This window comes from Paraburkholderia sp. MM5496-R1 (assembly GCF_050436205.1).
Lineage (GTDB): Bacteria > Pseudomonadota > Gammaproteobacteria > Burkholderiales > Burkholderiaceae > Paraburkholderia > Paraburkholderia tuberum.
Map to the genome: position 1 here is coordinate 263,336 of NZ_JBNDLT010000002.1, position 21,924 is coordinate 285,259.

Consider the following 21,924-nt stretch of genomic DNA (forward strand, 5'->3'; position numbering starts at 1 on the left):
TGGATGGCGATCACTTGCGCCTGCCAAGCAGCGGCGAATGCCCAATGACTTCCCTTGACCGCTCGGGCGGCTCCGGCGCCGAAAATCCCGCTGCTTCGATAGCCGGCTTGAGCCCCCTGAATTGCAGGCTTTTCTTCGGCGAGCGCAGCGATGTCATGCCGTCGTCCCATGCATGCAGCATCTGCTTGGCGAGCGCACGCCACTGCGGTTCGTTGCGCGCTGCTTCGATCAACTCGTGGCCGACGTCGACAGCGGAGTCGCACAGCGCTTCAACCATCTGCGCATATTGCCGCGGGGCGATGCCCATGCGTGTGTTGAAAAATCGTTCCAGCGTTTTACCGGCTGCCCAGGTTTTGCGGCCGTCGACAGGCAGCCCGGGCGGATTGGCTGCGAAGCGCGGATAAGCCTGGGTCGTCACGACATCGTAGACGGGCGTGAACGCAACATCGTCGACCGAGGTATAGAACAGTGCGACGTTCTTGGTGTGGCAGTCCGCATTGCGCACGACGTAGTTCGTCAGCAAATGCCAGCCGAGCTGCTGGAGTTGCATCCGCATGGTGTCGCGATCGAGCAGATACGCTCTTGCCGCGTTGAGCATTTTCTCGCTCGTCGAATGGTATTTTTCGTGCGGCGGCAAGCCGAGCAGACCGCACAAGTCTTCGACGCCATACGCCGGCAGTCCCTGCGCGTCGACATCGAAGCGCTCGACGACGAGCGCCCTGCCATCGTCCGACATCCGCGTGCGTGCAACGGGCGCCACCCCCAGCCGCTCCAGCACCCGCATCGAATGGAACTCGTTGAAACCGAGAAAGGGCGTGTTGTCGTCCGAACCTTTGACGATGTGACGGCTCGTTCGAATCGTCGGCTTACCGAGCTGCAACGGTGTCGATGCGGCAGACTGCGCCTGCGGCGCGATGAACTTCGGCACGACGCCCGAAATGGCCGCTCGCGCGTATTCACGGACGAGTTGCGCGAAATGTTCGGCGGTGTTGTCGCCGTGCAGGATGTGCTGGACGTCGAGCGCCTGGAGTTCGGTGCCCGGCGCCACGCCTTCGGGCGTCACGGTGACCCGGCCGATCCCCATCGAGCCCACGACGGCGAGCAGTGACAGATCGGTTCCGTCGAGCAAGGGCCCGAATTGCTCGCGGATCAGATTCAGCAGATAGCCTTCGGGCAGGTTCTGCCGGAAAAACGGATGCAGGTCGCGTGGCCAGCGCCAAGGCTCTTCGCGCACCGGCATCGTCAGGCTAACGAAGTCGGCCGCGCTCGCATCGCCGTGATATTTGAGGACATAGTCGTCGCGCTCGCGAAACAGCGTGGCAACGTTCTTGCCTAGCACCTGAACGTCGAGCTTCACGGCTGCGCGTCCGGGCTGCGCTGTTCAGCGAGGATGTCTTCCAGCGTGCGGCCATGTCCATGCGCGACGAACTTGAGGTCGTAACCGGCAACCTCGAGCAGGCGCACCAGCACGGACACGCTCATATCGTTCCTGGCGAGGGTTTCCATCCGCGCGACGGTCGTGCGGGCCACGCCCGCGCGGCGCCCAAGTTCTTCCTGCGATAGTTTGCTGTCGCGTCGCACGGCTTTCAGCATGTCCGAGACATCGGCGAGGGTGGTCATTTGTAGCCTCAGGGCGTCAAACGCAATGTATTTGACATTTATTGTAGCCCAAGAGACACAACAAGGTTATTCGCATTTGTGTCTCCAAGGCTACATTTTATGTATCGTTGCCGATTTTTGTAGCCCAAGGGCGACAAATTCAGCACGTCACCTTCCCAAACAACAACGGGCTTGCCGCTCTCGCGACAAGCCCGCTTCGCACTCCAGCCTCTGCCTCGGCACCGGCTCCGTGTTCCGGACAGACGTCCTTACTTCGCCGCGCCGCCTTCGAACCACGCGGCGATCTTCATCCGCTCGTCGTCGGTCATATGCGTGACGTTGCCGAGCGGCATCGCCTTCAACGTGACCGCCTGCTGGTAAATGCGCTGCGCGTTCTGCGAAATTTCGTCGGGCGTATCCATCAGCACGCCGGCGGGCGCGCTGCCCATCATCGTCGGATGCGCGGAGTGACAGGCCACGCAGCGTTGCTGCAGCACCGGCGCGATGTCGGCGACCTTCAGCGTCGGCGCGTTGGCGGCCTGCGCCTGCGGCACCACCGGACGCGGCATGGTCCACACGAGCGCCGTGCACATCAGCGCGACGCCGACGATCGGCAGATACCACAACACCTGGCCGCGATGGCGCATCACGAAGAACTGACGGATCAGCGCGCCGGCCAGCATGATGACGACGAGCACCGCCCAGTTGTACGGATGCGTGTAGGTCATCGCGTAGTGGTTCGACAGCATCGCGAACACGACCGGCAGCGTGAAATACGTGTTGTGCACCGAGCGCTGCTTGCCGCGCTTACCGTAGATCGGGTTCGGCGTGTCGCCCTTCAGCATCGCGTCGACCATCTTGCGCTGGCCCGGAATGATCACGAAGAACACGTTGGCCGACATGATCGTCGCGAGCATCGCGCCCATGATCAGATATGCTGCGCGGCCCGCGAAGATATGGCAGGCGAGATACGCCGCGATCAGCACATAAACGCCGACGCAGATGCCGAGAAGTTTGTCGCGTGTGCCGAGAATGCGGCACAGCGAGTCGTAGACGATCCAGCCGGCCCCGAGGAAGCCGATTGCCGAGGCGACGGCGACCACCGGCCCCATGTCGAGCACGTTCCTGTCGATCAGGTAGGTGCTCGGCGAGAACAGATACAGCACGGTAAAGAGACCGAAGCCCGACAGCCACGTCGTGTACGACGGCCATTTCGACCAGTGCAGGTCTTCGGGCATTTCGGGCGGCGCGACCGTGTACTTCTGCATGTTGTAGAAGCCGCCGCCGTGCACGTGCCACAACTCGCCGAACACGCCGCGACGGCGCTGGTTCGGATCGGTCGGCGGCTTCAGGCTATTGTCGAGCGCGACGAAATAGAACGATTCGCCGATCCATGCAATGGCGGCGACGACGTGGAACCAGCGAATCGCGAGGTTCAACCAGTCGGTGATAAAGCCTTCCATGAAACTCCTCCACTTCTGATTCGTTGCGCGCGCGATGACGTTCGACGTCGTCGGTCATCGCGCCGACTGCGGATAGAAGACGCAGCGCGGGTTGTTATGGGTATCGCGGGGCGCTTGTGCCTGTTTGGGTCTGTTCGTGCCGCTTCGGACGCGGCTCGCATCCAGCAGGGCTAGCTGCCCCGATACGTGCTGTACGAAAACGGCGACACCAGCAGCGGCACGTGATAGTGCGCGTCGGCATCGGCGACGCCAAAGCGCAGCACGACGCGATCGACGAAGCGTGGTTCCGGCACCTTCGTGCCGAGCGACGCGAAGTAGTCGCCCGCGCCGAACACGAGTTCGTACTCGCCCGCGACGAGCGCGTCGCCTTCGAGCAGCGGCTCGTCGCAGCGGCCGTCGTGATTGGTGAGCGTGGTTTTGAGCGCGCGGCGCGTGTCGCCCGCGAGCGCGAAGAGTTCGACCTTGATGCCTGCGCCGGGACGGCCGTTCGCGGTGTCGAGCACGTGGGTAGTGAGCTTGCCCATTCGCAATTGTCCTTGTGTGAATGCGAGGTGTCGGCGGCGGCCCGATCCATTACGTTTGCGGCGGATCGAGGCTCCACGTCAGTGGCTACATACCCGTCGGCGAATCGAAGCGAGCGCCGTGGCAGCCATTGTAGAAAGGATGCTCTGTCCCGAGCGCGAGCGATAGGAAAGATAATAGTTCGCGCATGATGGACAGCCAGACGAAAGCCGCGCCGGCTCATCGGCCGATCGTACCGGCGCCAAAAATGCACCACTATATTGGCGGTGTGAAGTTGGGTATCGCAACCGCGCGGGTTGTCAGCGGGATTTTGGCTACCGAAGGTAAGCGCTGTGCGGCGCGACCCACCCGTGCAAAGGCAGGCCTTTGGCACGGACAACCCCGAAGACGGCGACTCACGCTGGGTAACCGGGCCAATGGCGTTCAACGGAACGCGACGGCACGGTGGCGTGCCGCCGCATCGCGTTCGAACGGCTTTGCATGCAGGCAATCAGGCGGACAGACGAATGACGATGAATGAAGCACTGAAACAACCCGGTAAGACGATGCTCGTGAAGCACGCGGACGTGCTGGTCACGATGGATGACGAGCGGCGCGAACTGCGCGACGCCGGGCTGTATATCGAGGACAACCGGATCGTCGCGGTCGGACCGACCGCGCAACTGCCGCAATCGGCCGACCAGGTACTCGACCTGCACGGCCATCTCGTGATTCCGGGCCTCGTCAACACGCATCACCACATGTACCAGAGCCTCACGCGCGCGATTCCCGCCGCGCAGAACGCCGAGTTGTTCGGCTGGCTCACGAACCTGTACAAGGTGTGGGCGAACCTCACGCCTGACATGATCGAAGTATCGACGCTGACCGCGATGGCCGAGCTGCTGCTGTCGGGCTGCACGACGTCGAGCGACCATTTGTACATCTATCCGAACGGCAGCCGTCTCGACGACAGCATCGCGGCCGCGCGCCGAATCGGCATGCGCTTTCATGCGGCGCGCGGCAGCATGAGCGTGGGACGCAAGGACGGCGGCTTGCCGCCCGATTCGGTGGTCGAGCGCGAAGCGGACATCCTGAAGGACACGCAGCGTCTGATCGAGACGTATCACGACGATGGGCGCTACTCCATGCTGCGCGTCGTCGTGGCGCCGTGCTCGCCGTTTTCGGTGAGCCGCGACCTGATGCGCGAATCGGCGGCGCTCGCGCGCCAGTACGGCGTGTCGCTGCATACGCATCTGGCGGAGAACCTCAACGACGTCGCGTACAGCCGCGAGAAGTTCGGCATGACGCCGGCCGAGTATGCGCACGATCTCGGCTGGGTCGGCCATGACGTATGGCATGCGCACTGCGTGCAACTCGACGACGCGGGCATTGCGCTGTTCGCGCGCACCGGCACCGGCGTCGCGCACTGTCCGTGCTCGAATATGCGGCTCGCGTCGGGCATCGCGCCGGTCAAGCGCATGCGGCTCGCGGGCGTGCCGGTTGGGCTCGGCGTCGACGGTTCGGCGTCGAACGACGGTGCGCAGATGGTCGCCGAAGTGCGCCAGGCGCTGTTGCTGCAGCGCGTCGGCTTTGGGCCCGATGCGATGACCGCGCGCGAGGCGCTCGAAATCGCGACCCTGGGTGGTGCGCGCGTGCTCAATCGCGACGACATCGGCGCGCTCGCGCCCGGCATGGCCGCGGATTTCGTCGCGTTCGATCTGCGTGAGCCGCATTTTGCCGGCGCGCTGCACGATCCGGTGGCGGCTCTGGTATTCTGCGCGCCGTCGCAGGTCAGCTATAGCGTGATCGACGGCAAGGTGGTGGTGAAGAATGGGCAGTTGGCGACGCTCGAACTCGGACCGGTGATCGAGCGGCATAACGCGCTCGCGCGGCAGCTTTACGAGGCGGCCGCTTGAGCTCGAGCGGAACGGGCGGCACTCGCGCCGCGCCGCGCGCAAGCCGCGAGTCGCTGATCCATGAGCGGCGGCGCCAGTGCGATCGGCGCCGCATGCGGCGTCAGCACTTGTCGATCAACGTCCGGGTCGCCTCGCCAACCACGCCGCGCAGCCAGCGCACTTCGTCGGAGTAATGCACGCGCTCGTGCCACAGCTGGTAGTACTGCATCGGCGGAAAGTCGAGCGGCGCGGGCATCACGGTCAGCGGCAGGAACTTCGCGTAGTAGTCGGCAAAGAGGCGCGTCGTCGTGAAGATCAGATCGGATTTGATCAGCACGTACGGCGCGAGATTGAAGTAGGGCAACGTGACGACCACATGGCGCTTGAGCCGCTCGCGCGCGAGATGCACGTCGATCGCGCCGCGCTGGCCGACCGAATACGGCGTCGGCGCGAGATGTGGCGCGTTCAGGTACTGGTCGAGCGTGAGCCCGCCGCGTTTGGCGAACGGATGCGTGTTGCTCATCAGGCACACGATCTGATCGACGAACAGGTTCGACAGATGCAACTGCTCGGGCGGCTCCGGCCAGTTGCCGACCACGATGTCGAGCTTGCCGTCCTCGAGCGCGAGTTCGTAGTCGAACGCGGGGCCGAGCGAATGGAATTCGAGCGTCGCGTTCGGTGCGGCCTTGCGGAAACGTTCGACGACCGTCGGCACGAACAGCACGTTCAGGTAGTCGGGACAGCCGATCCGGTAGCAGCGGATCGACGTGGCCGGATCGAAGTTGTGCTGCTGGAACTTGATGCGCTCGATTTCGCGCAGCGCGTTCTGCACCGGTTCGAGCAGGCGCAGACCGTACTCGGTCGGCACCATGCCGGACTTGCCGCGCACCAGCAGCGGGTCGCCGGTGATGTCGCGCAGACGGCGCAGCGCCGCGCTGATGGCGGGTTGGGACTGGTTCAGTTTGACGGCGGCGCGGGTGACGCTGCGCTCCATCAGTAGTGTGTGCAACACGCGCAGCAGGTACGTGTCGATCGCCTCGCGTTGCTGGCTCATGGATTCTCCGAATATATGTGCAGGCTGATCGAACTAACGTGGGGGTATATGCGTTTTAATATGGACGAAAAACGGCGTCAAGGGCGACATACCCGCAGAGCTTGTAGCGGCGGGGGTTTGCGGGAATTTTGTCAACTCGACTGAGTGGGGCGAATTAGGTATTGTCATCCGGTTGTGGTGACGGATCGCCCGCCGGCGGGGCGGACCGATAGTCCGCAATCCGGCGGCAATCCGGCGGCAAGCAGGCGGCAAGCAGGCGGCAAGCAGCGTCACGAACGCACTACGGAATCTCATGAGCGACACTCCACTTAGCGACGGCGCGCAACTCACCGGCCAGGCGGTGCCTCGGCTCGCGCTGACGGGCATCACGAAGCAGTACCCGGCCGTGCGCGCCAACGACGAAGTCACGCTCGTCGTCGCGCCCGGCGAAATCCACGCGGTGCTCGGCGAGAACGGCGCGGGCAAGAGCACGCTGATGAAGATCATCTACGGCGCCGTGCGACCCGACGCCGGCGAGATCCGTTGGGAAGGCGAGACGGTCGACATCGCGAGTCCGGCGGCCGCCCGCAAGCTCGGCGTCGGCATGGTGTTCCAGCACTTCTCGCTGTTCGAGACGCTGACGGTCGGCGAAAACATCGCGCTCGCGCTCGACGAACCGTTCGATCTGAAGACGTTGGCCAAACGCATTCGCGAGGTGTCGGCCGACTACGGGCTCGACATCGATCCGCAGCGGCATGTCCACAGCCTCACCGTCGGCGAGCGGCAGCGTGTCGAGATCGTGCGCTGCCTGCTGCAGAATCCGCGTCTGTTGATCATGGACGAACCGACCTCGGTGCTGACGCCGCAGGCGGTCCGCAAGCTCTTCACGACGCTGCGCCGGCTCGCGGCCGAGGGCTGCAGCATCCTCTACATCAGCCACAAGCTCGACGAAATCCAGGAGTTGTGCGACACCGCGACGGTGATGCGCGGCGGTCGCGTGACCGGCCATGTGACGCCGAAGAACGAGACGCATGCATCGCTCGCGCAGTTGATGGTCGGCCACTCGCTGCCGGACTACACGCGGCGCGAGCACAAGCCGGGCGCGGTGCTGCTCGACGTCAGGCAGTTGTCGGTCGCGAGCGACGATCCGTTCGGCACCTCGTTGCGCGACGTGTCGTTCAGCGTGCATGCGGGCGAGATCTTCGGCATTGCCGGTGTGTCGGGCAACGGGCAGGCGGAACTGCTCGCGGCGTTGTCCGGCGAGAAGCGCGCTGAACAACGCAGCCTGCCGGCCGACGCGATCACGATCTGCGGCAAACCGGCCGCGCGCCTCGGCGCGGGCGCTCGGCGCGCGCTCGGCTTCGGCTTCGTGCCTGAAGAGCGGCTCGGCCGCGGCGCGGTGCCGGCGATGAGCCTCGCCGACAACGCGCTGCTCACCGCGCACCGGCAGAGCATGGTCAACTCGGGCTGGATCAAAACGGGTGTGATGCGCGCATTCGCGAAGCGCTGCATCGACGCGTTCGACGTGCGCTGCGGCGGCCCCGACGCGCTCGCGCAAAGTCTGTCGGGCGGCAATCTGCAGAAATACATCATGGGCCGCGAGATTTTGCAGGCGCCGAAGGTGCTCGTGGTCGCGCAGCCGACGTGGGGCGTCGATGTCGGCGCGTCGGCGTTCATCCGTCAGCAACTGCTCGATCTGTCGGCGCGCGGCGTTGCGATTCTGGTGATCTCGGAGGAACTGGAAGAGCTGTTCGATATCTGCGATCGCATCGCGGTGCTCGCGGGCGGGCGGCTTTCGCCGGTGCGCGCGACCGGTGCGACCAACGCCGAGGAAATCGGCCGCTGGATGGCGGGGCTGTTCGGCGACCGCGAGGGCGCGGCGCCCGCGGCGGATCAACCGGCGCATGCATGAGGCGAGGCGTTGCCCGCCGGCCACGCCAACACGCTAACCACGCACGCGAATGCGGACCCTGAAGAACAGAACCCGAACAAATACACGCTACCCATGATGCTTCCCTATCGACTCGAAGCCCGCACGTCGCCGTCGCGCACGATGCAGCTCGCCGTGCCGCTGATCGCCGCGTTGCTGACGCTCGCGATCGGCTTCCTGATCTTCGGCCTCGTCGGCCGCGACCCGTTGCAGGCGATGCACGGGTTTTTCATCGAGCCGCTGTCGAGCATCAACGGCTGGTCGGAGCTGCTGCTGAAGGCGTCGCCGCTGTGCCTGATCGGCCTCGGTCTCGCGATCGGCTATCGCGCGAACGTGTGGAACATCGGCGCCGAAGGGCAGATGCTGCTCGGCGGCATCGCGGCGAGCGGCGTCGCGATCTATTTCGATCAGGCGAGCGGCTGGTGGATCCTGCCGACCATGATGGCGGCCGGCATCCTCGGCGGCATGGCGTGGGCCGCGATTCCGGCGTTTCTGAAGAGCCGCTTCAATACCAACGAGATTCTCGTGAGCCTGATGCTCACGTACGTCGCGACGCAACTGCTGATCTATCTCGTGAGCGGCCCGTGGCGCGATCCGCAGGGCATGAACTTCCCGCTGTCGGAGATGTTCAGCGGCGACGCGCTGTTTCCGACGCTGTATGGCGACTGGCACTGGAAATTTCTGCGTGGCACGCGCCTGAACGCGTCCGTGTTCCTCACGCTGATCGCGATTCCGCTCGTCTGGCTGTTCATGCGCAAGAGCTTCGCGGGCTACCGGATGAACGTCGGCGGACTTGCGCCGCTCGCCGCGCGTTATGCCGGTTTCTCCGACAAGAGGACGATCTGGACGTCGCTGCTGATTAGCGGCGGCCTCGCGGGCCTCGCCGGTATGGGCGAAATCGCCGGTCCGATCGGCCAGTTGCAGGCGACGTGGTCGCCGGGCTACGGCTTCACCGCGATCATCGTCGTGTTCGTCGGCAGGCTGCATCCGCTCGGCATCGTGCTCGCCAGTCTGCTGATGGCGTTGCTGTATCTCGGCGGCGAAGCGGTGCAGACCTCGATGCAATTGCCGCAGGCGCTCTCGGGCGTATTCCAGGGGCTGCTGCTGTTCTGCCTGCTCGGCGCCGACCTGTTCGTGAACTACCGCGTGCGGCGCCGCTCGGCCGCAGCAGTGGCTCGTTAAGTTTGCCAATCAGCTCGCTAATCCGCTTTCAGACTCGATATGGATATCCAGCAAGCCAGCGCGCTCACGTCGAGCGCGATCACCGCGTCGATCCCGCTGATGTTCGCGGGCGCCGGCGAACTCGTCGCCGAAAAATCGGGCGTACTCAATCTTGGCGTGGAAGGGATGATGCTGATGGGCGCCGTCAGCGGCTACGCGGTCACGTCGATCACCGGCAGCCCGTGGCTCGGCGTGCTCGCCGCGATCGGCGCCGGTCTCGCGATGTCGCTGCTGTTCGCGTTCCTCACGCTGACGATGCTCGCCAACCAGGTCGCGACCGGCCTGTCGCTGACGATCTTCGGCATCGGGCTGTCCGCGTACGTCGGCAAGCCGTACACGTCGGCGGCGGTGCGCGCGACGATCGATACGTGGACGATCCCCGGCCTGTCGAACATCCCGGTGCTCGGCCCCGCGCTGTTTACCCTTACGCCGCTCGATTACCTCGCGTTCCTGATGTTCGCCGCGATCGGCTGGTTCCTCTATCGCACGCGCGCGGGACTCGTGCTGCGCTCGGTCGGCGAATCGCCGCAGGTCGCGCATTCGGTCGGCTTTCCGGTGGTCGGCGTGCGCTATGGGGCGGTCGCGTTCGGCGGCGGCATGGCGGGGCTCGCGGGCGGCTACTATTCGATCGTCAATCTGCACCTGTGGCAGGAGAACCTGACCTCGGGCCGCGGCTGGATCGCGCTCGCGCTCGTGGTGTTCGCGACGTGGCGCCCTGGGCGACTGCTGATCGGCTCGCTGCTGTTCGGCGCGGTGACGGGGCTGCAGTTCTATGCGCAGGCGATCGGTGTGCCGGTGCCGACGCAGTTCCTCGCGATGCTGCCGTACGTCGCGACGATCGTCGTGCTCGCGCTGATCTCGCGCAATCCGAACACGATTCGCCTGAATGCACCCGCGTCGCTCGGCAAGCCGTTTTTCTCGGCGGGCTGACGGCGACACAGGTTCTTTATCGATCCGCTCAAACTATTCGCTCATTACGACAGGGGAGAAAACATGAAGAGAAGAAATCTGCTGACCGCTTTCGCTTGGGGTGCGGCGTCGCTGGCGCTTGCGGCGCCGCTCGCGCAAACCGCGCAGGCCGCCGACGTTCCGGGCGTCGCGTTCGTCTATCTCGGCAATCCGGGCGATGCTGGCTGGACCTTCGCGCACGATCAGGGCTCGCGGGAAGCCGAAGCGAAGTTCGGCAACAGGATCAAGATCACGCGCGTCGAGAACGTGCCCGAATCGGCCGACTCCGAGCGCGTGTTCCGCGATCTCGCGAACAAGGGCAACAAGATCATCTTCGGCACGAGCTTTGGCTACCAGGACTTCGAGCTGAAGGTCGCGAAGGACTTCCCGGACACCATCTTCCTGCACGCGACCGGCTACAAGAAGGCGCCGAACTTCGGCACCTACGACGTGCGCATGTATCAGGGCGCGTATCTGGCCGGCGTCGCCGCGGGCTACGTGACGAAGAGCAACGCGCTCGGCTTCGTCGCGTCGGTGCCGATTCCGGAAGTGGTGCGCAACATCAACGCGTTCACGCTCGGGCGCGCGCTCGGTGAATCCGAAGGTGCATACGAAGGTGATCTGGATCAACAGCTGGTTCGATCCGGGCAAGGAAAAGCAGGCCGCCGAAACGCTGATCGGCCAGGGCGCCGACGTGCTGCTGCAGAACACCGATTCGAGCGCGACGCTCGCGACCGCGTCGGAGAAGCACGTGCACGCGTTCGGCTGGGATTCGGACATGAAGAAGTTCGGTCCTGATGCGCATCTCGGCTCGGTGGTCGCGCACTGGGGCGTGTACTACAGCGCGGTGATCCAGCAGGTGCTCGACGGCAAGTGGACGAACGCTCCGGTGTGGTGGGGCATTCCGCAGAAGGCCGTCAACCTCGAGGACCTGAACACGTCGGCGATTCCGGCCGATGGGCAGAAGCAGGTTGCCGCGAAGCGCGACGAACTCGCGAGCGGCAAGCGCGACGTGTTCACGGGCCCGATCAAGGATCAGTCGGGCACGGTGAAGGTGCCTGCAGGCAAGACGCTGACCGATCCGGAACTGCAGCGCCTGAACTGGTACGTGGAGGGTGTCGACGGGTCGCTGCCGAAGTAAATCGGGCGGTCCGTTGTTGAAAAAAAGCTGCGTCCAGCCCCGCCTGGACGCAGCTTTTCCGTTTGCGGCTTGCGCGTGGCAACGGGCAAGCGTGTCGTGCGGTCGCCGCTCACTCCTCGATGCGCAGGCCGACCTTCAACGTTACCTGCCAGTACGCGACCTTGCCGTTCTCGATCTGGCCGCGCGTTTCCGTGACCTCGAACCAGTGCAGATTGCGCAGCGTTTCCGACGCTTTGGCAATCGCGGTGGTGATGGCGTCGTCGATCGATTTCTTCGACGAACCGGTCAGTTCGATCTTCTTGTAAACGTGTTCTGACATGAGTTCCTCCTTGGTGTGCGCCGCTGGTCAGTAAAACGCTGCTCGGAAACGTGCATGGAAAAAGTATAGGCAACGGTTCGCGCAGTCCGACGGACAGATGCGCCCTCGCCAGCGCAATCGCCTGCGCGGCGGATCAGACGCCGCCGCTCGAACCATCGATACTGCACATCGCATGCCCGGTATCGCGCGACTTCAGCGCCTGGCGCGGTCGCTATCATCTGTACGCAACATAAGCGATTCAATCTGATAGCCGACGAGGTTCGAACGTGGAAACTGGTTTTTGCGGCCCCGGCCTGATGGGCGCGCCGATGATCCGGCACCTGCTGCGCCGCGCCGCATGCGCTGGATCGTCGATCATTCGAGCATTGCGCCGGCCGCGACGCGCGCGCTGGCGCGGCGGGTGGCGGATTTCGGCGAGGCGGGCGGGGGGCGGACGGCGCGGCGGGGGAGCACCTACCAGACCGGCACGCCGATGCCGGTCGCGTCGACGGTCCAGCAATTGCTGCGACTGGGTGCCGCGATGGGGCTCGCCGACGCGGATTTTTCGGCCTTCATCGACATTCTGCAGACGCCGCGCGGTGGCTCGAGCGGGTGACGCGGGCCGCGCCGGAACAACTGTCGCGGTTGAAATCTCCAAACCTGCTAAAATATTAGGTTTTTCGCCGATATCACATTCAAAGGGACGCGCTGTGCTGTCTACTGCCAATATCACCATGCAATTCGGGCCGAAGCCCCTCTTCGAGAACATTTCGGTCAAATTTGGGGGAGGGAATCGCTATGGCCTGATCGGTGCGAACGGCTGCGGTAAATCCACCTTCATGAAGATTCTCGGCTCGGATCTCGAGCCCAGCTCGGGCAACGTGATGCTCGAGCCGAACGTGCGTCTGGGCAAGCTGCGCCAGGACCAGTTCGCGTACGAAGACGTGCGCGTGCTCGACGTCGTGATGATGGGCCACGCAGAAATGTGGGCCGCGATGACCGAGCGCGACGCGATCTACGCAAACCCCGACGCGACCGACGACGACTATATGCACGCGGCCGAACTCGAAGCGAAGTTCGCCGAGTACGACGGCTACACGGCCGAAGCGCGCGCGGGCGAGCTGCTGCTCGGCATCGGCATCGCGATCGAAGACCACAACGGCCCGATGAGCAACGTGGCGCCCGGCTGGAAGCTGCGCGTGCTGCTCGCGCAGGCGCTGTTCTCGAAGCCGGACGTGCTGCTGCTGGATGAGCCGACCAACAACCTCGACATCAACTCGATCCGTTGGCTGGAAGATGTTCTCAACCAGTACAACTCGACGATGATCATCATCTCGCACGACCGGCACTTCCTGAACCAGGTCTGCACGCACATGGCCGACATGGACTACGGCACGCTGAAGGTCTATCCGGGCAACTACGACGACTACATGCTAGCCAGCACGCAGGCGCGCGAGCGTCAGCAGGCCGCCAACGCGAAGGCGAAGGAGCGCGTGGCCGATCTGCAGGACTTCGTGCGCCGCTTCTCGGCGAACAAGTCGAAGGCGCGCCAGGCCACCAGCCGTCTGAAGATGATCGACAAGATCAAGATCGAGGAATTCAAGCCGTCGTCGCGGCAGAACCCGTTCATCCGCTTCGAGTTCGAGAAGAAGCTGCACAACATCGCGGTGGTCGCCGACAGCATCTCCAAGAAATACGAGCGCTCGATCTTCAATAACTTCAGCATCAGCGTGCAGCCGGGCGAGCGCATCGCGATCATCGGCGAGAACGGCGCGGGCAAGACCACGCTGCTGCGCTCGCTGCTCGGCAATCTGCAACTCGACCACGGCACGGTGAAGTGGGCGGAAAACGCCAACGTCGGCTACATGCCGCAAGACACGTACGAAGAGTTTCCCGGCGACGTCACGCTGATGGACTGGATCGACCAGTACCGCAAGGAAGGCGACGACGAGCAGATGGTGCGCGGCACGCTCGGCCGGCTGCTGTTCAATGCGGACGACATCCGCAAGTCGGTCAAGGTGCTGTCCGGCGGCGAGAAGGGCCGCATGATCTGGGGCAAGCTGATGCTGGGCCGCCACAACGTGCTGCTGATGGACGAGCCGACCAACCACATGGATATGGAGTCGATCGAGTCGCTGCAGATCGCGCTCGACAAGTTCGACGGCACGCTGATTTTCGTCTCCCACGACCGCGAGTTCGTGAGCGGCCTCGCGAACCGGATCATCGAAGTGAAGACCAATGGCACGCTGAACGACTTTGGCGGTAACTACGAGGACTTCCTGACGAGTCAGGGCGTGCAATAAGCGCTTCGGTTCACGCTGATCGAATCGCGTCACAGCAAAAAGCCCGCTTCGTCGAAGCGGGCTTTTTTTATGGTCGCGTCAACGTGCGATGCGCGCAACGAACACCCTCACACCTTGTCGTTCTGAAACCGCATCGCCGTGCCTTCCCGTTCGATCCGAGTCCAGATCGCGCGCTTTTCCTCGTCGCTCAGAAACACCCAGTTCGACACTTCGGTGGCGGTGCGGCCGCAGCCTTTACAGACCTCGTCGAAGAGCGTGGAGCAGACGCCGATGCACGGGCTGTCGGGAAGATCGTGGAGATTCGAAGTCATCGGAAACCTTGAGGCGGGGAGGCGAAGTCCCGCTATGTTAACCGATGCGCGCCGCGCGCCTTGCATGCGTCGCTCAGCGTCGTGCGAACTTCATGTCAATTGCGCTGACCTTTGCGTCTGCGATCACGCCGAAGTCGCCAGTTGCCACATCAGCGCGCCATTGAGCGCAATGATGAACGCCGCCGACAGCCATGACAGCACGAGCGGCACGCCGTGCACGCGCCAGCCGCGCATCAGCGCCGCATCGGACGCGCAGCGGATCAGCGGCACGACCGCGAGCGGCAATTGCAAGCTCAGCACGACCTGGCTCGCGACCAGCAACTGATTCGAGCCATGCTGACCGAACACGCCTACCGCGAGCAGGGCCGGCCCGATCGCGAGCGCACGCGTGAGCAGCGCGCGTTTCCAGCGCGGTAACCGCAGCCGCAGGAAGCCCTCCATCACCGGCTGACCGGCCAGCGTGCCGGTGACGGTCGCGCTGAGTCCACACGCGAGCAGCGCCGTCGCGAACAGGATGCCGGCCCAGCGGCTGCCGACGAGCGGCGCGATCAGCCGATGCGCATCGGCCAGATCGGTCACGTCGCGATGACCGCTGGCATAGAACACGGCCGCCGCGACGATCAGCAGCGCCGCGTTGATCACGAACGCGAACGCAAGCGAGCCGAAAGTATCGAGATTGACGACGTGCAGCGCGGCCTTGATCTGCGCGTCGCTGCCAGGTCGCGCCCGCGATCAGCGCGCCGGCGCCGAGGAACGAGAACCAGTGCGCGGGACGCATCGGCTCGCCCGGCAGGCGCCGGCGCCGGTCTGGACGCATCGCGAAAGGATTGGTGTTGATCGTGCCAGAGCTTGTGGGAAACGCATCCTGTTGCAAGTCACATGCCCATCGCACGCGCGCAGCGGCGGGCCGGCCATCGCGCGACGACGTCGCGCAATACGCATCAAAAGATCATGATAGGAGCATTCGAGCCGTCGTGGCGGCGCCGCGGCGCATGAAAGGCGCGCCGGACGCCGACGCGGCTCTGCACCGGCAAGCACCGTCCGGCACTCGCGCGCGCCAGAGCGGCGCACCGCCCAGGTGCGAGCCAACGCCGAGCTGACAACCAGATAACAGCGACGCGATGAAACCCTCGCAGCCTGTGCCCAGCGCGGATAAAGCGCGGCCGACGTCCGCGTATTTTTCGGTAGACACGGGCCGATAACCCGTTAAAATTTCGCCCATTTTGCAAGGGTGCGGCCAGAGCCTGTACCGTTTGCGCGACAGCTCCGGGTTTTTTTTTGTGTGGGCAATAATTGGTGGTAGTTTTCGGGGTTTTCAGGGGACCGTGCGGGCGACGGCGCGGCTTGAGTGACGAGAGGATCGGAGAACGGGATGAACAAGCGGATAGTGGGGCATATGGCGGCGCTGATCTTGTGCGCGGCGCCGTGGTTGACGGCCGCTGCGAAGGATACGCAGCTCAACGTGTATAACTGGTCCGACTACATCGCGAAGGACACGATACCGAACTTCACCAAACAGACCGGCATCCAGGTCAAGTACGACAACTACGACAGCGACGACACGCTGCAGGCGAAGCTGCTCGCCGGCAATTCGGGCTACGACATCGTCGTGCCGACCAGCAACTACGCGGGCAAGCAGATCGCCGCGGGCATCTTCGAGCCGCTCGACAAATCGAAGCTGCCGAACCTGAAGTACCTCGACCCGTCGCTGATGGCGCTCGTCGCCGGCGCCGATCCGGGCAACAAGTACGTGGTGCCCTGGGCGTACGGCACGACCGGCCTCGGCTACAACGTGACGAAGGTCCAGCAGATCCTCGGCAAGGACGCGCCGCTCGATAGCTGGGACATCCTGTTCAAGCCGGAATACATCTCGAAGCTGAAGGCCTGCGGCGTGTCGGTGCTCGACGCGCCGGACCAGATGTTCGCAGCCGCGCTGCACTACATAGGCAAAGACCCGATGAGCACGAACCCGGCCGACTACCGCGCCGCGCTCGCGATGCTGAAAAAGATCCGCCCGTACATCACGCAGTTCAACTCGTCGGGCTACATCAACGACCTCGTCGGCGGCGACATCTGCTTCGCGTACGGCTGGTCGGGCGACGTCGTGATCGCCAAGCATCGCGCGATCGAGGCGAAGAAGCCGTACAAGATCGAGTACTTCGTGCCGAAGGGCGGCGCGCCGGTGTGGTTCGACGTGATGGCGATTCCGAAGGATGCGAAGCACAAGGAAGCCGCGCTCGAGTGGATCAACTACATCGAGACGCCGCAGGTGAACGCCGCGATCACCAACGCCGTGTACTACCCGAGCGTCAATATGGCAGCGCGCAAGTACGTGGACAAGGACGTCGCGAACGATCCGGCCGTGTACCCGTCGCCGGAAACCATCAAGACGCTGTTCCTGTTGAAACCGCTGCCGCAGGAAATCCAGCGGCTGCAAACGCGGCTGTGGACCGAGTTCAAGTCCGGCCGCTAAGCGCGACAACAAACAGATAAGCAGCCTATGAAGCCCTCGGTGTTCACCGGGGGCTTTGTTCGTCAAACGCCGGAGTGAAGCAGCATTATGATGAGTATTGACCAGCCGGGCGCGCTGGCCGCGACGGCCGTGCCGTCGACGGGCTCGAACGCCGTGACGGGCGACGCAGCGGAGCAGTTCATCCAGATCGTCGATGTCGTGAAGAAGTTCGGCGAGACCGTCGCGGTCAAAGGGGTCAATCTGACGGTGAAGAAGGGCGAGCTGTTCGCGCTGCTCGGCAGCTCGGGCTGCGGCAAGTCGACGTTGCTGCGCATGATGGCCGGGCTCGAAACCGTGACGTCGGGCAAGATCCTGATCGATGGCGAAGACCTCGCGCAACTGCCGCCGTATCGCCGGCCGGTCAACATGATGTTCCAGTCGTACGCGCTCTTTCCGCACATGACGGTCGAGGCGAACGTGGCGTTCGGTCTGAAGCAGGAAGGCGTGCCGAAGGCCGAGCTGAAAGACCGCCTGCACAACGCGCTCGAACTCGTGCAGATGGGCCGCTTCGCGAAGCGCAAGCCGCATCAGCTGTCGGGCGGGCAGCAGCAGCGCGTTGCGCTCGCGCGCTCGCTCGTCAAGCGGCCGAAGCTGCTGCTGCTCGACGAGCCGATGTCGGCGCTCGACAAGCAGATCCGCCAGCGCACGCAGATCGAGCTCGTCAACATTCTCGACCAGGTCGGCGTCACCTGCATGATGGTCACGCACGATCAGGAGGAAGCGATGACGATGGCCAACCGCCTCGCCGTGATGAGCGAAGGCCAGATCGTGCAGCTCGGCACGCCGCATGAAGTCTACGAGTACCCGAACAGCCGTTTCTCGGCGGAGTTCATCGGCTCGACCAATCTGTTCGAAGGCCATACGGTCGAGGACGAGCCCGATCACGTGTTCATCGAAACGCCGGATCTGACGTGCCATTTGCACGTCAATCACGGCATCACCGGTCCGCTAGGCATGCCGGTGACGATCTCGGTGCGCCCCGAACGCATCGCCCTCACGCGTAAGCCGCCGGAGGGCGCCTACAACTGGGGCAGGGGCGTCGTCACGAATATCGCGTACATGGGCGGCTATTCGCTGTATCACGTGAAGCTCGACGGCGGCAAGACCGTGATCGCGAACGTGACGAGCCTGGCGCTCACCGAAATCGATCCGCCATCCTGGGGCGACGAAGTCTACGTGCGCTGGAGCGCATCGGCCGGCGTGGTGCTGACGTCATGAAAGAGGCGCTTTCGTCGTTTTTCGCGTGGCCCGTGCGGCGTCTGAAGTTCAGGGGACGCACCGCTGTGGTGGCGGGGCCGTTCATCTGGCTGCTGCTGTTCTTCCTCGTGCCGTTCCTGCTGGTCGTGAAGATCAGCTTCGCCGATTCGCAGCTCGGCATTCCGCCGTACACGCAGCTCGTCACCTTCGCGGAAGGCGCGCTGCACATCACGCTGGATCTGTCGCACTACGCGTTTCTGTTGACCGACAGCCTGTACTTCGCGACCTATGTGAATTCGGTCGTGGTCGCGGCGATTTCGACCGTGCTGTGTCTGCTGATCGGCTATCCGATGGCGTACTACATCGCGCGCTCCAATCCGGCCACCCGCAATCTGCTGATGATGGCCGTGATGCTGCCATTCTGGACCTCGTTCCTGATCCGCGTGTACGCATGGATCGGCATTCTGAAGAACAACGGGCTGCTGAATAACTTCCTGATGTCGGTCGGCCTGATCCATTCGCCGATCGAGCTGTATCACACGAACACGGCGGTCTATATCGGCATGGTCTATTCGTACCTGCCGTTTCTCGTGATGCCGCTGTACGCGCATCTCGTGAAAATGGACCTGACCTTGCTGGAAGCCGCCTACGACCTCGGCGCGAAGCCGTGGAAGGCGTTCTGGCAGATCACGCTGCCGCTGTCGAAGAACGGCATCATCGCCGGCTGTCTGCTGGTGTTCATTCCGGCGGTCGGCGAGTACGTGATTCCCGAGCTGCTCGGCGGCGCGAACACGCTGATGATCGGCCGCGTGATGTGGAATGAGTTCTTCGACAACGCCGACTGGCCGATGGCGTCCGCCGTCACATGCGCGATGGTGTTGCTGCTGCTGGTGCCGATGGCGCTGTTCCAGCATGCCCAGGCGAAGGCATTGGAGGAGGGCCGCCAATGAAGCCGAATCGCATGCTGCAGCTGATCGCTCTGGGCATCGGCTTTCTGTTTCTGTATATCCCGATCGTCAGCCTCGTCGTGTATTCGTTCAACGAATCGCAACTGGTGACGGTGTGGACGCGCTTCTCGACGCGCTGGTACGCGGCGCTGTTGCAGGACGGCGAGCTGATCACGTCGGCGTGGCTGTCGCTGCGTATCGGCCTGCTCACGGCATTCGCGTCGGTGATCATCGGCACGTGGGCCGGCTTCGTGCTCGCGCGCATGGGGCGCTTTCGCGGCTTCACGCTGTACACCGGCATGATCAACGCGCCGCTGGTGATCCCCGAAGTGATTCAGGGCATCTCGCTGTTGCTGCTGTTCATCGAAATGGCGCGCTGGATCGGCTGGCCGGCCGAACGCGGCATCTTCACGATCTGGATCGGTCACGTGATGCTGTGTATTTCGTACGTCGCGATCATCGTGCAATCGCGCGTGCGCGAACTGCATCCGTCGCTCGAGGAAGCCGCGCTCGACCTCGGCGCGACACCGCTGCGCGTGTTCTTCTTCGTCACGCTGCCGCTGATTTCACAGGCGCTGGTGTCGGGCTGGCTGCTGTCGTTCACGCTGTCGATCGACGACCTCGTGCTGTCCGCGTTCCTGTCGGGTCCCGGCTCGACGACCTTGCCGCTCGTCGTGTTCTCGCGCGTGCGACTTGGTCTGAATCCGGAGATGAATGCGCTCGCGACGCTGTTCATCGCGGTCGTCACGGTCGGCGTCGTCGCGGCGAACTTCTTCATGCAGCGCGCGGAGCGCAGGCGGGCCGTGATGGCGGTTTGAGCTTGCGCGACGCGCGGGCATCGCGCGCCACGCGTGATCGAACTGGAAATCGCGGCCCTCACTTCTTCTGACGATAGCGATGATCGAGTCCCTTCTGCGCGTGCTGGACTGGCAGCCGCTCTATCGGCTGTGGGAACTGATCGTGATCATCGCGAAGTTCCTGTGGGAGCTGTTGCAGTTGCTGAGCGGTGGCGGGTAACGAATGCGCCGGCCCATGCCCGCGGCGCCGGATTGCCATTGTGCGGACTCAACGCGCGAAGCGGTAATCCTGCGGCCGCACGCGGCGCGTACGCTTGCGAAAGCTGAACGTGAAGCCGGGCCAGATCGCGGTGACTTTGCCGCTGTGCGTTTGATACCAGCTGTGGCAGCCGCTCGTCCACACCGCGTGCCGCATCTCCTGTTGCAAACGCGCGTTGAAATCGCGCTGCACGTCGGCGCGCAAGGTCATCGTGCGCGCATTCTGTTTGCGCAGCACGCGCAGGCAATCGCCGATATATCGCAGTTGCGACTCGATCATGTAGATCATCGAGTTATGGCCGAGCCCAGTGTTCGGGCCGACGATCATGAAGAAGTTCGGGAAGTTCGCGATGCTCGTGCCGAGATAGGCCTCGGGGCCATCGCGCAGCCATAGCGTGCTGAGGTCGGTGCCGTCGAGGCCGGTCACTTCGAACGGCGCGGGCACGTCGTTGACCTGGAAGCCGGTGCCGCAGATGATCGCGTCCGCGTGGTGGTGCACGCCGTCGTCGGTCACGATGCCATCCGCGACGATCTCGCGGATACCGCTCGTCACGACGTCGACGTTCGGCTGACAGACGGCCGGGTAATAGTCGCTCGACAGCAGCACGCGCTTGCAGCCGAGCCGGTAGTTCGGCGTGAGCTTCGCGCGCAGCGCCGGGTCCTTGACGCGTCGCTGCAGATAGCTGAGACCGAACTTCATCGGCATCTTCATCAGCTTCGGATTGACGACGAACGCGATCCCACGCGACTCGAGCTGCCAATAGATCGCGCTGCGAACGAAGCGCTGCGTGAACGGCAGCGTACGGAACAGCCATTGCGCGCGCAGGCCGATCGGCTTGTCGCGCTTCGGCATCACCCACGGCGCGGTGCGCTGGAACAGAGCCAGATGCGCGACGCGCGGCTGGATTTTCGGCACGAACTGGATCGCGCTCGCGCCGGTGCCGATTACCGCGACGCGTTTGCCGTCGAGCGGATAGGCGTGATCCCAGCGCGCCGAATGGAACAGCTTGCCCTCGAAACGTTCGATGCCGGCGATGCGCGGCAGCGCGGGACGCGACAGCGGACCGTTCGCGGCGATCAGCACGTCGGCCTCGACGATTTCGCGCGCGCCGTTCGTATCGAGCTCGACGAGCCAGATCTGCCGCGCTTCGTCGAAGCGCGCGGCGCTCACTTTCGCATTGCAACGCACGTAGCGATCGACGCCGTACTTGCGCGCGCAGTGCTGCAGATACGCGAGAATTTCGGCCTGGCTGCTGAACGAGCGCGACCACGCCGGATTCGCCTCGAACGAAAACGAATAGAGATGCGAGGGGACATCGCAGGCCGCACCGGGGTAGGTATTGTCACGCCACGTGCCGCCGATGCCGCTCGCGGCCTCATAGACCGCAAACGACGTGATGCCCATTTGCTGCAGACGGATGGCCATGCCGATGCCGGCAAAGCCACTGCCGACGATCGCAATGCTCAGCGCGGTGGATGAAGCGGAAGGGGCAGGCGTCACGGCGGTCTCCGGCACGGGGCGAAAGCGGCGGGTGAAACGATAGCGGCTATGGCGCGCTGGACTCGCGCG

Annotated in this window: 17 protein-coding genes and 3 pseudogenes; 11 read left to right on the plus strand and 9 right to left on the minus strand. The window is 64.0% G+C overall.

Annotated elements, in window-relative coordinates; all coding sequences use genetic code 11:
• Positions 1–10 precede the first annotated feature (10 nt).
• From OKW38_RS07950 to uraH, 4 genes are all read right to left on the minus strand, one after another.
• Positions 11–1,357: a type II toxin-antitoxin system HipA family toxin gene (locus OKW38_RS07950; RefSeq protein WP_429360910.1), complete on the minus strand. Its 1,347-nt coding sequence runs from the start codon at positions 1,355–1,357 to the stop codon at positions 11–13.
• Positions 1,354–1,620, minus strand: coding sequence for a helix-turn-helix domain-containing protein (locus OKW38_RS07955; protein ID WP_090800516.1), 267 nt, complete (start codon positions 1,618–1,620; stop codon positions 1,354–1,356). The genes OKW38_RS07950 and OKW38_RS07955 overlap by 4 nt, the downstream gene beginning before the upstream one ends.
• A gap of 248 nt (positions 1,621–1,868) precedes the next feature.
• Complete coding sequence (locus OKW38_RS07960; RefSeq protein ID WP_090800514.1) at positions 1,869–3,062, minus strand: urate hydroxylase PuuD; 1,194 nt, start codon at positions 3,060–3,062, stop codon at positions 1,869–1,871.
• A gap of 170 nt (positions 3,063–3,232) precedes the next feature.
• Positions 3,233–3,586, minus strand: coding sequence for a hydroxyisourate hydrolase (gene uraH / locus OKW38_RS07965; RefSeq protein ID WP_090800513.1), 354 nt, complete (start codon positions 3,584–3,586; stop codon positions 3,233–3,235).
• A gap of 504 nt (positions 3,587–4,090) precedes the next feature.
• Here uraH and OKW38_RS07970 point away from each other — a divergent pair.
• Positions 4,091–5,479 (plus strand): 8-oxoguanine deaminase, encoded by a 1,389-nt coding sequence (locus OKW38_RS07970; protein ID WP_429360912.1) that lies wholly within the window; start codon positions 4,091–4,093, stop codon positions 5,477–5,479.
• Positions 5,480–5,579: 100 nt separating this feature from the next.
• Here OKW38_RS07970 and OKW38_RS07975 read toward each other — a convergent pair whose 3' ends face one another.
• Positions 5,580–6,512, minus strand: coding sequence for a LysR substrate-binding domain-containing protein (locus OKW38_RS07975; protein WP_090800510.1), 933 nt, complete (start codon positions 6,510–6,512; stop codon positions 5,580–5,582).
• Between the two features lie 292 nt (positions 6,513–6,804).
• On the opposite strand from OKW38_RS07975, the gene OKW38_RS07980 reads away from it, so the two are divergent.
• The 4 genes and pseudogenes from OKW38_RS07980 to OKW38_RS07995 all read left to right on the plus strand — a co-directional run bounded on the left by OKW38_RS07980 (position 6,805) and on the right by OKW38_RS07995 (position 11,731).
• Positions 6,805–8,403: an ABC transporter ATP-binding protein gene (locus OKW38_RS07980; RefSeq protein WP_429360914.1), complete on the plus strand. Its 1,599-nt coding sequence runs from the start codon at positions 6,805–6,807 to the stop codon at positions 8,401–8,403.
• A 93-nt stretch (positions 8,404–8,496) separates the two neighbouring features.
• Entirely contained in the window at positions 8,497–9,603 is a 1,107-nt protein-coding gene (locus tag OKW38_RS07985) for an ABC transporter permease (RefSeq protein WP_429363695.1), read from the plus strand.
• Between the two features lie 39 nt (positions 9,604–9,642).
• Entirely contained in the window at positions 9,643–10,572 is a 930-nt protein-coding gene (locus OKW38_RS07990; protein WP_090800507.1) for an ABC transporter permease, read from the plus strand.
• A 63-nt stretch (positions 10,573–10,635) separates the two neighbouring features.
• Positions 10,636–11,731: pseudogene (locus tag OKW38_RS07995) on the plus strand (BMP family ABC transporter substrate-binding protein).
• Positions 11,732–11,840: 109 nt separating this feature from the next.
• Here OKW38_RS07995 and OKW38_RS08000 read toward each other — a convergent pair.
• Positions 11,841–12,050 carry a dodecin gene (locus OKW38_RS08000; protein WP_090800504.1) on the minus strand — a complete coding sequence of 70 codons (210 nt, stop codon included), beginning with the start codon at positions 12,048–12,050 and terminating at the stop codon, positions 11,841–11,843.
• Positions 12,051–12,510: 460 nt separating this feature from the next.
• Between OKW38_RS08000 and OKW38_RS08005 the strand changes: the two are divergent.
• A pseudogene (locus tag OKW38_RS08005) lies at positions 12,511–12,645 on the plus strand (NAD(P)-dependent oxidoreductase); the annotation flags it as partial.
• Positions 12,646–12,739: 94 nt separating this feature from the next.
• Positions 12,740–14,332, plus strand: a complete 1,593-nt coding sequence (locus tag OKW38_RS08010; RefSeq protein ID WP_090800503.1) for an ABC-F family ATPase — start codon at positions 12,740–12,742, stop codon at positions 14,330–14,332.
• Between the two features lie 107 nt (positions 14,333–14,439).
• Here the strand turns inward: OKW38_RS08010 and OKW38_RS08015 are convergent, their stop codons facing one another.
• Positions 14,440–14,643 (minus strand): DUF1289 domain-containing protein, encoded by a 204-nt coding sequence (locus OKW38_RS08015; protein ID WP_090800501.1) that lies wholly within the window; start codon positions 14,641–14,643, stop codon positions 14,440–14,442.
• A gap of 123 nt (positions 14,644–14,766) precedes the next feature.
• Positions 14,767–15,369: pseudogene (locus tag OKW38_RS08020) on the minus strand (divalent metal cation transporter); the annotation flags it as partial.
• A gap of 646 nt (positions 15,370–16,015) precedes the next feature.
• Between OKW38_RS08020 and OKW38_RS08025 the strand changes: the two are divergent.
• The 4 genes from OKW38_RS08025 to OKW38_RS08040 all read left to right on the plus strand — a co-directional run bounded on the left by OKW38_RS08025 (position 16,016) and on the right by OKW38_RS08040 (position 20,117).
• Positions 16,016–17,116, plus strand: a complete 1,101-nt coding sequence (locus OKW38_RS08025; protein WP_176078949.1) for a polyamine ABC transporter substrate-binding protein — start codon at positions 16,016–16,018, stop codon at positions 17,114–17,116.
• Between the two features lie 90 nt (positions 17,117–17,206).
• Positions 17,207–18,373, plus strand: a complete 1,167-nt coding sequence (locus OKW38_RS08030) for an ABC transporter ATP-binding protein (RefSeq protein WP_429360915.1) — start codon at positions 17,207–17,209, stop codon at positions 18,371–18,373.
• Positions 18,370–19,302 carry an ABC transporter permease subunit gene (locus tag OKW38_RS08035; RefSeq protein ID WP_184056787.1) on the plus strand — a complete coding sequence of 311 codons (933 nt, stop codon included), beginning with the start codon at positions 18,370–18,372 and terminating at the stop codon, positions 19,300–19,302. Before OKW38_RS08030 ends, OKW38_RS08035 begins: the two co-directional genes overlap by 4 nt.
• Positions 19,299–20,117, plus strand: a complete 819-nt coding sequence (locus tag OKW38_RS08040) for an ABC transporter permease subunit (RefSeq protein WP_090805341.1) — start codon at positions 19,299–19,301, stop codon at positions 20,115–20,117. Before OKW38_RS08035 ends, OKW38_RS08040 begins: the two co-directional genes overlap by 4 nt.
• Positions 20,118–20,364: 247 nt before the next feature.
• Here the strand turns inward: OKW38_RS08040 and OKW38_RS08045 are convergent, their stop codons facing one another.
• Positions 20,365–21,855, minus strand: a complete 1,491-nt coding sequence (locus OKW38_RS08045; RefSeq protein WP_429360917.1) for a flavin-containing monooxygenase — start codon at positions 21,853–21,855, stop codon at positions 20,365–20,367.
• Positions 21,856–21,924 lie beyond the last annotated feature (69 nt).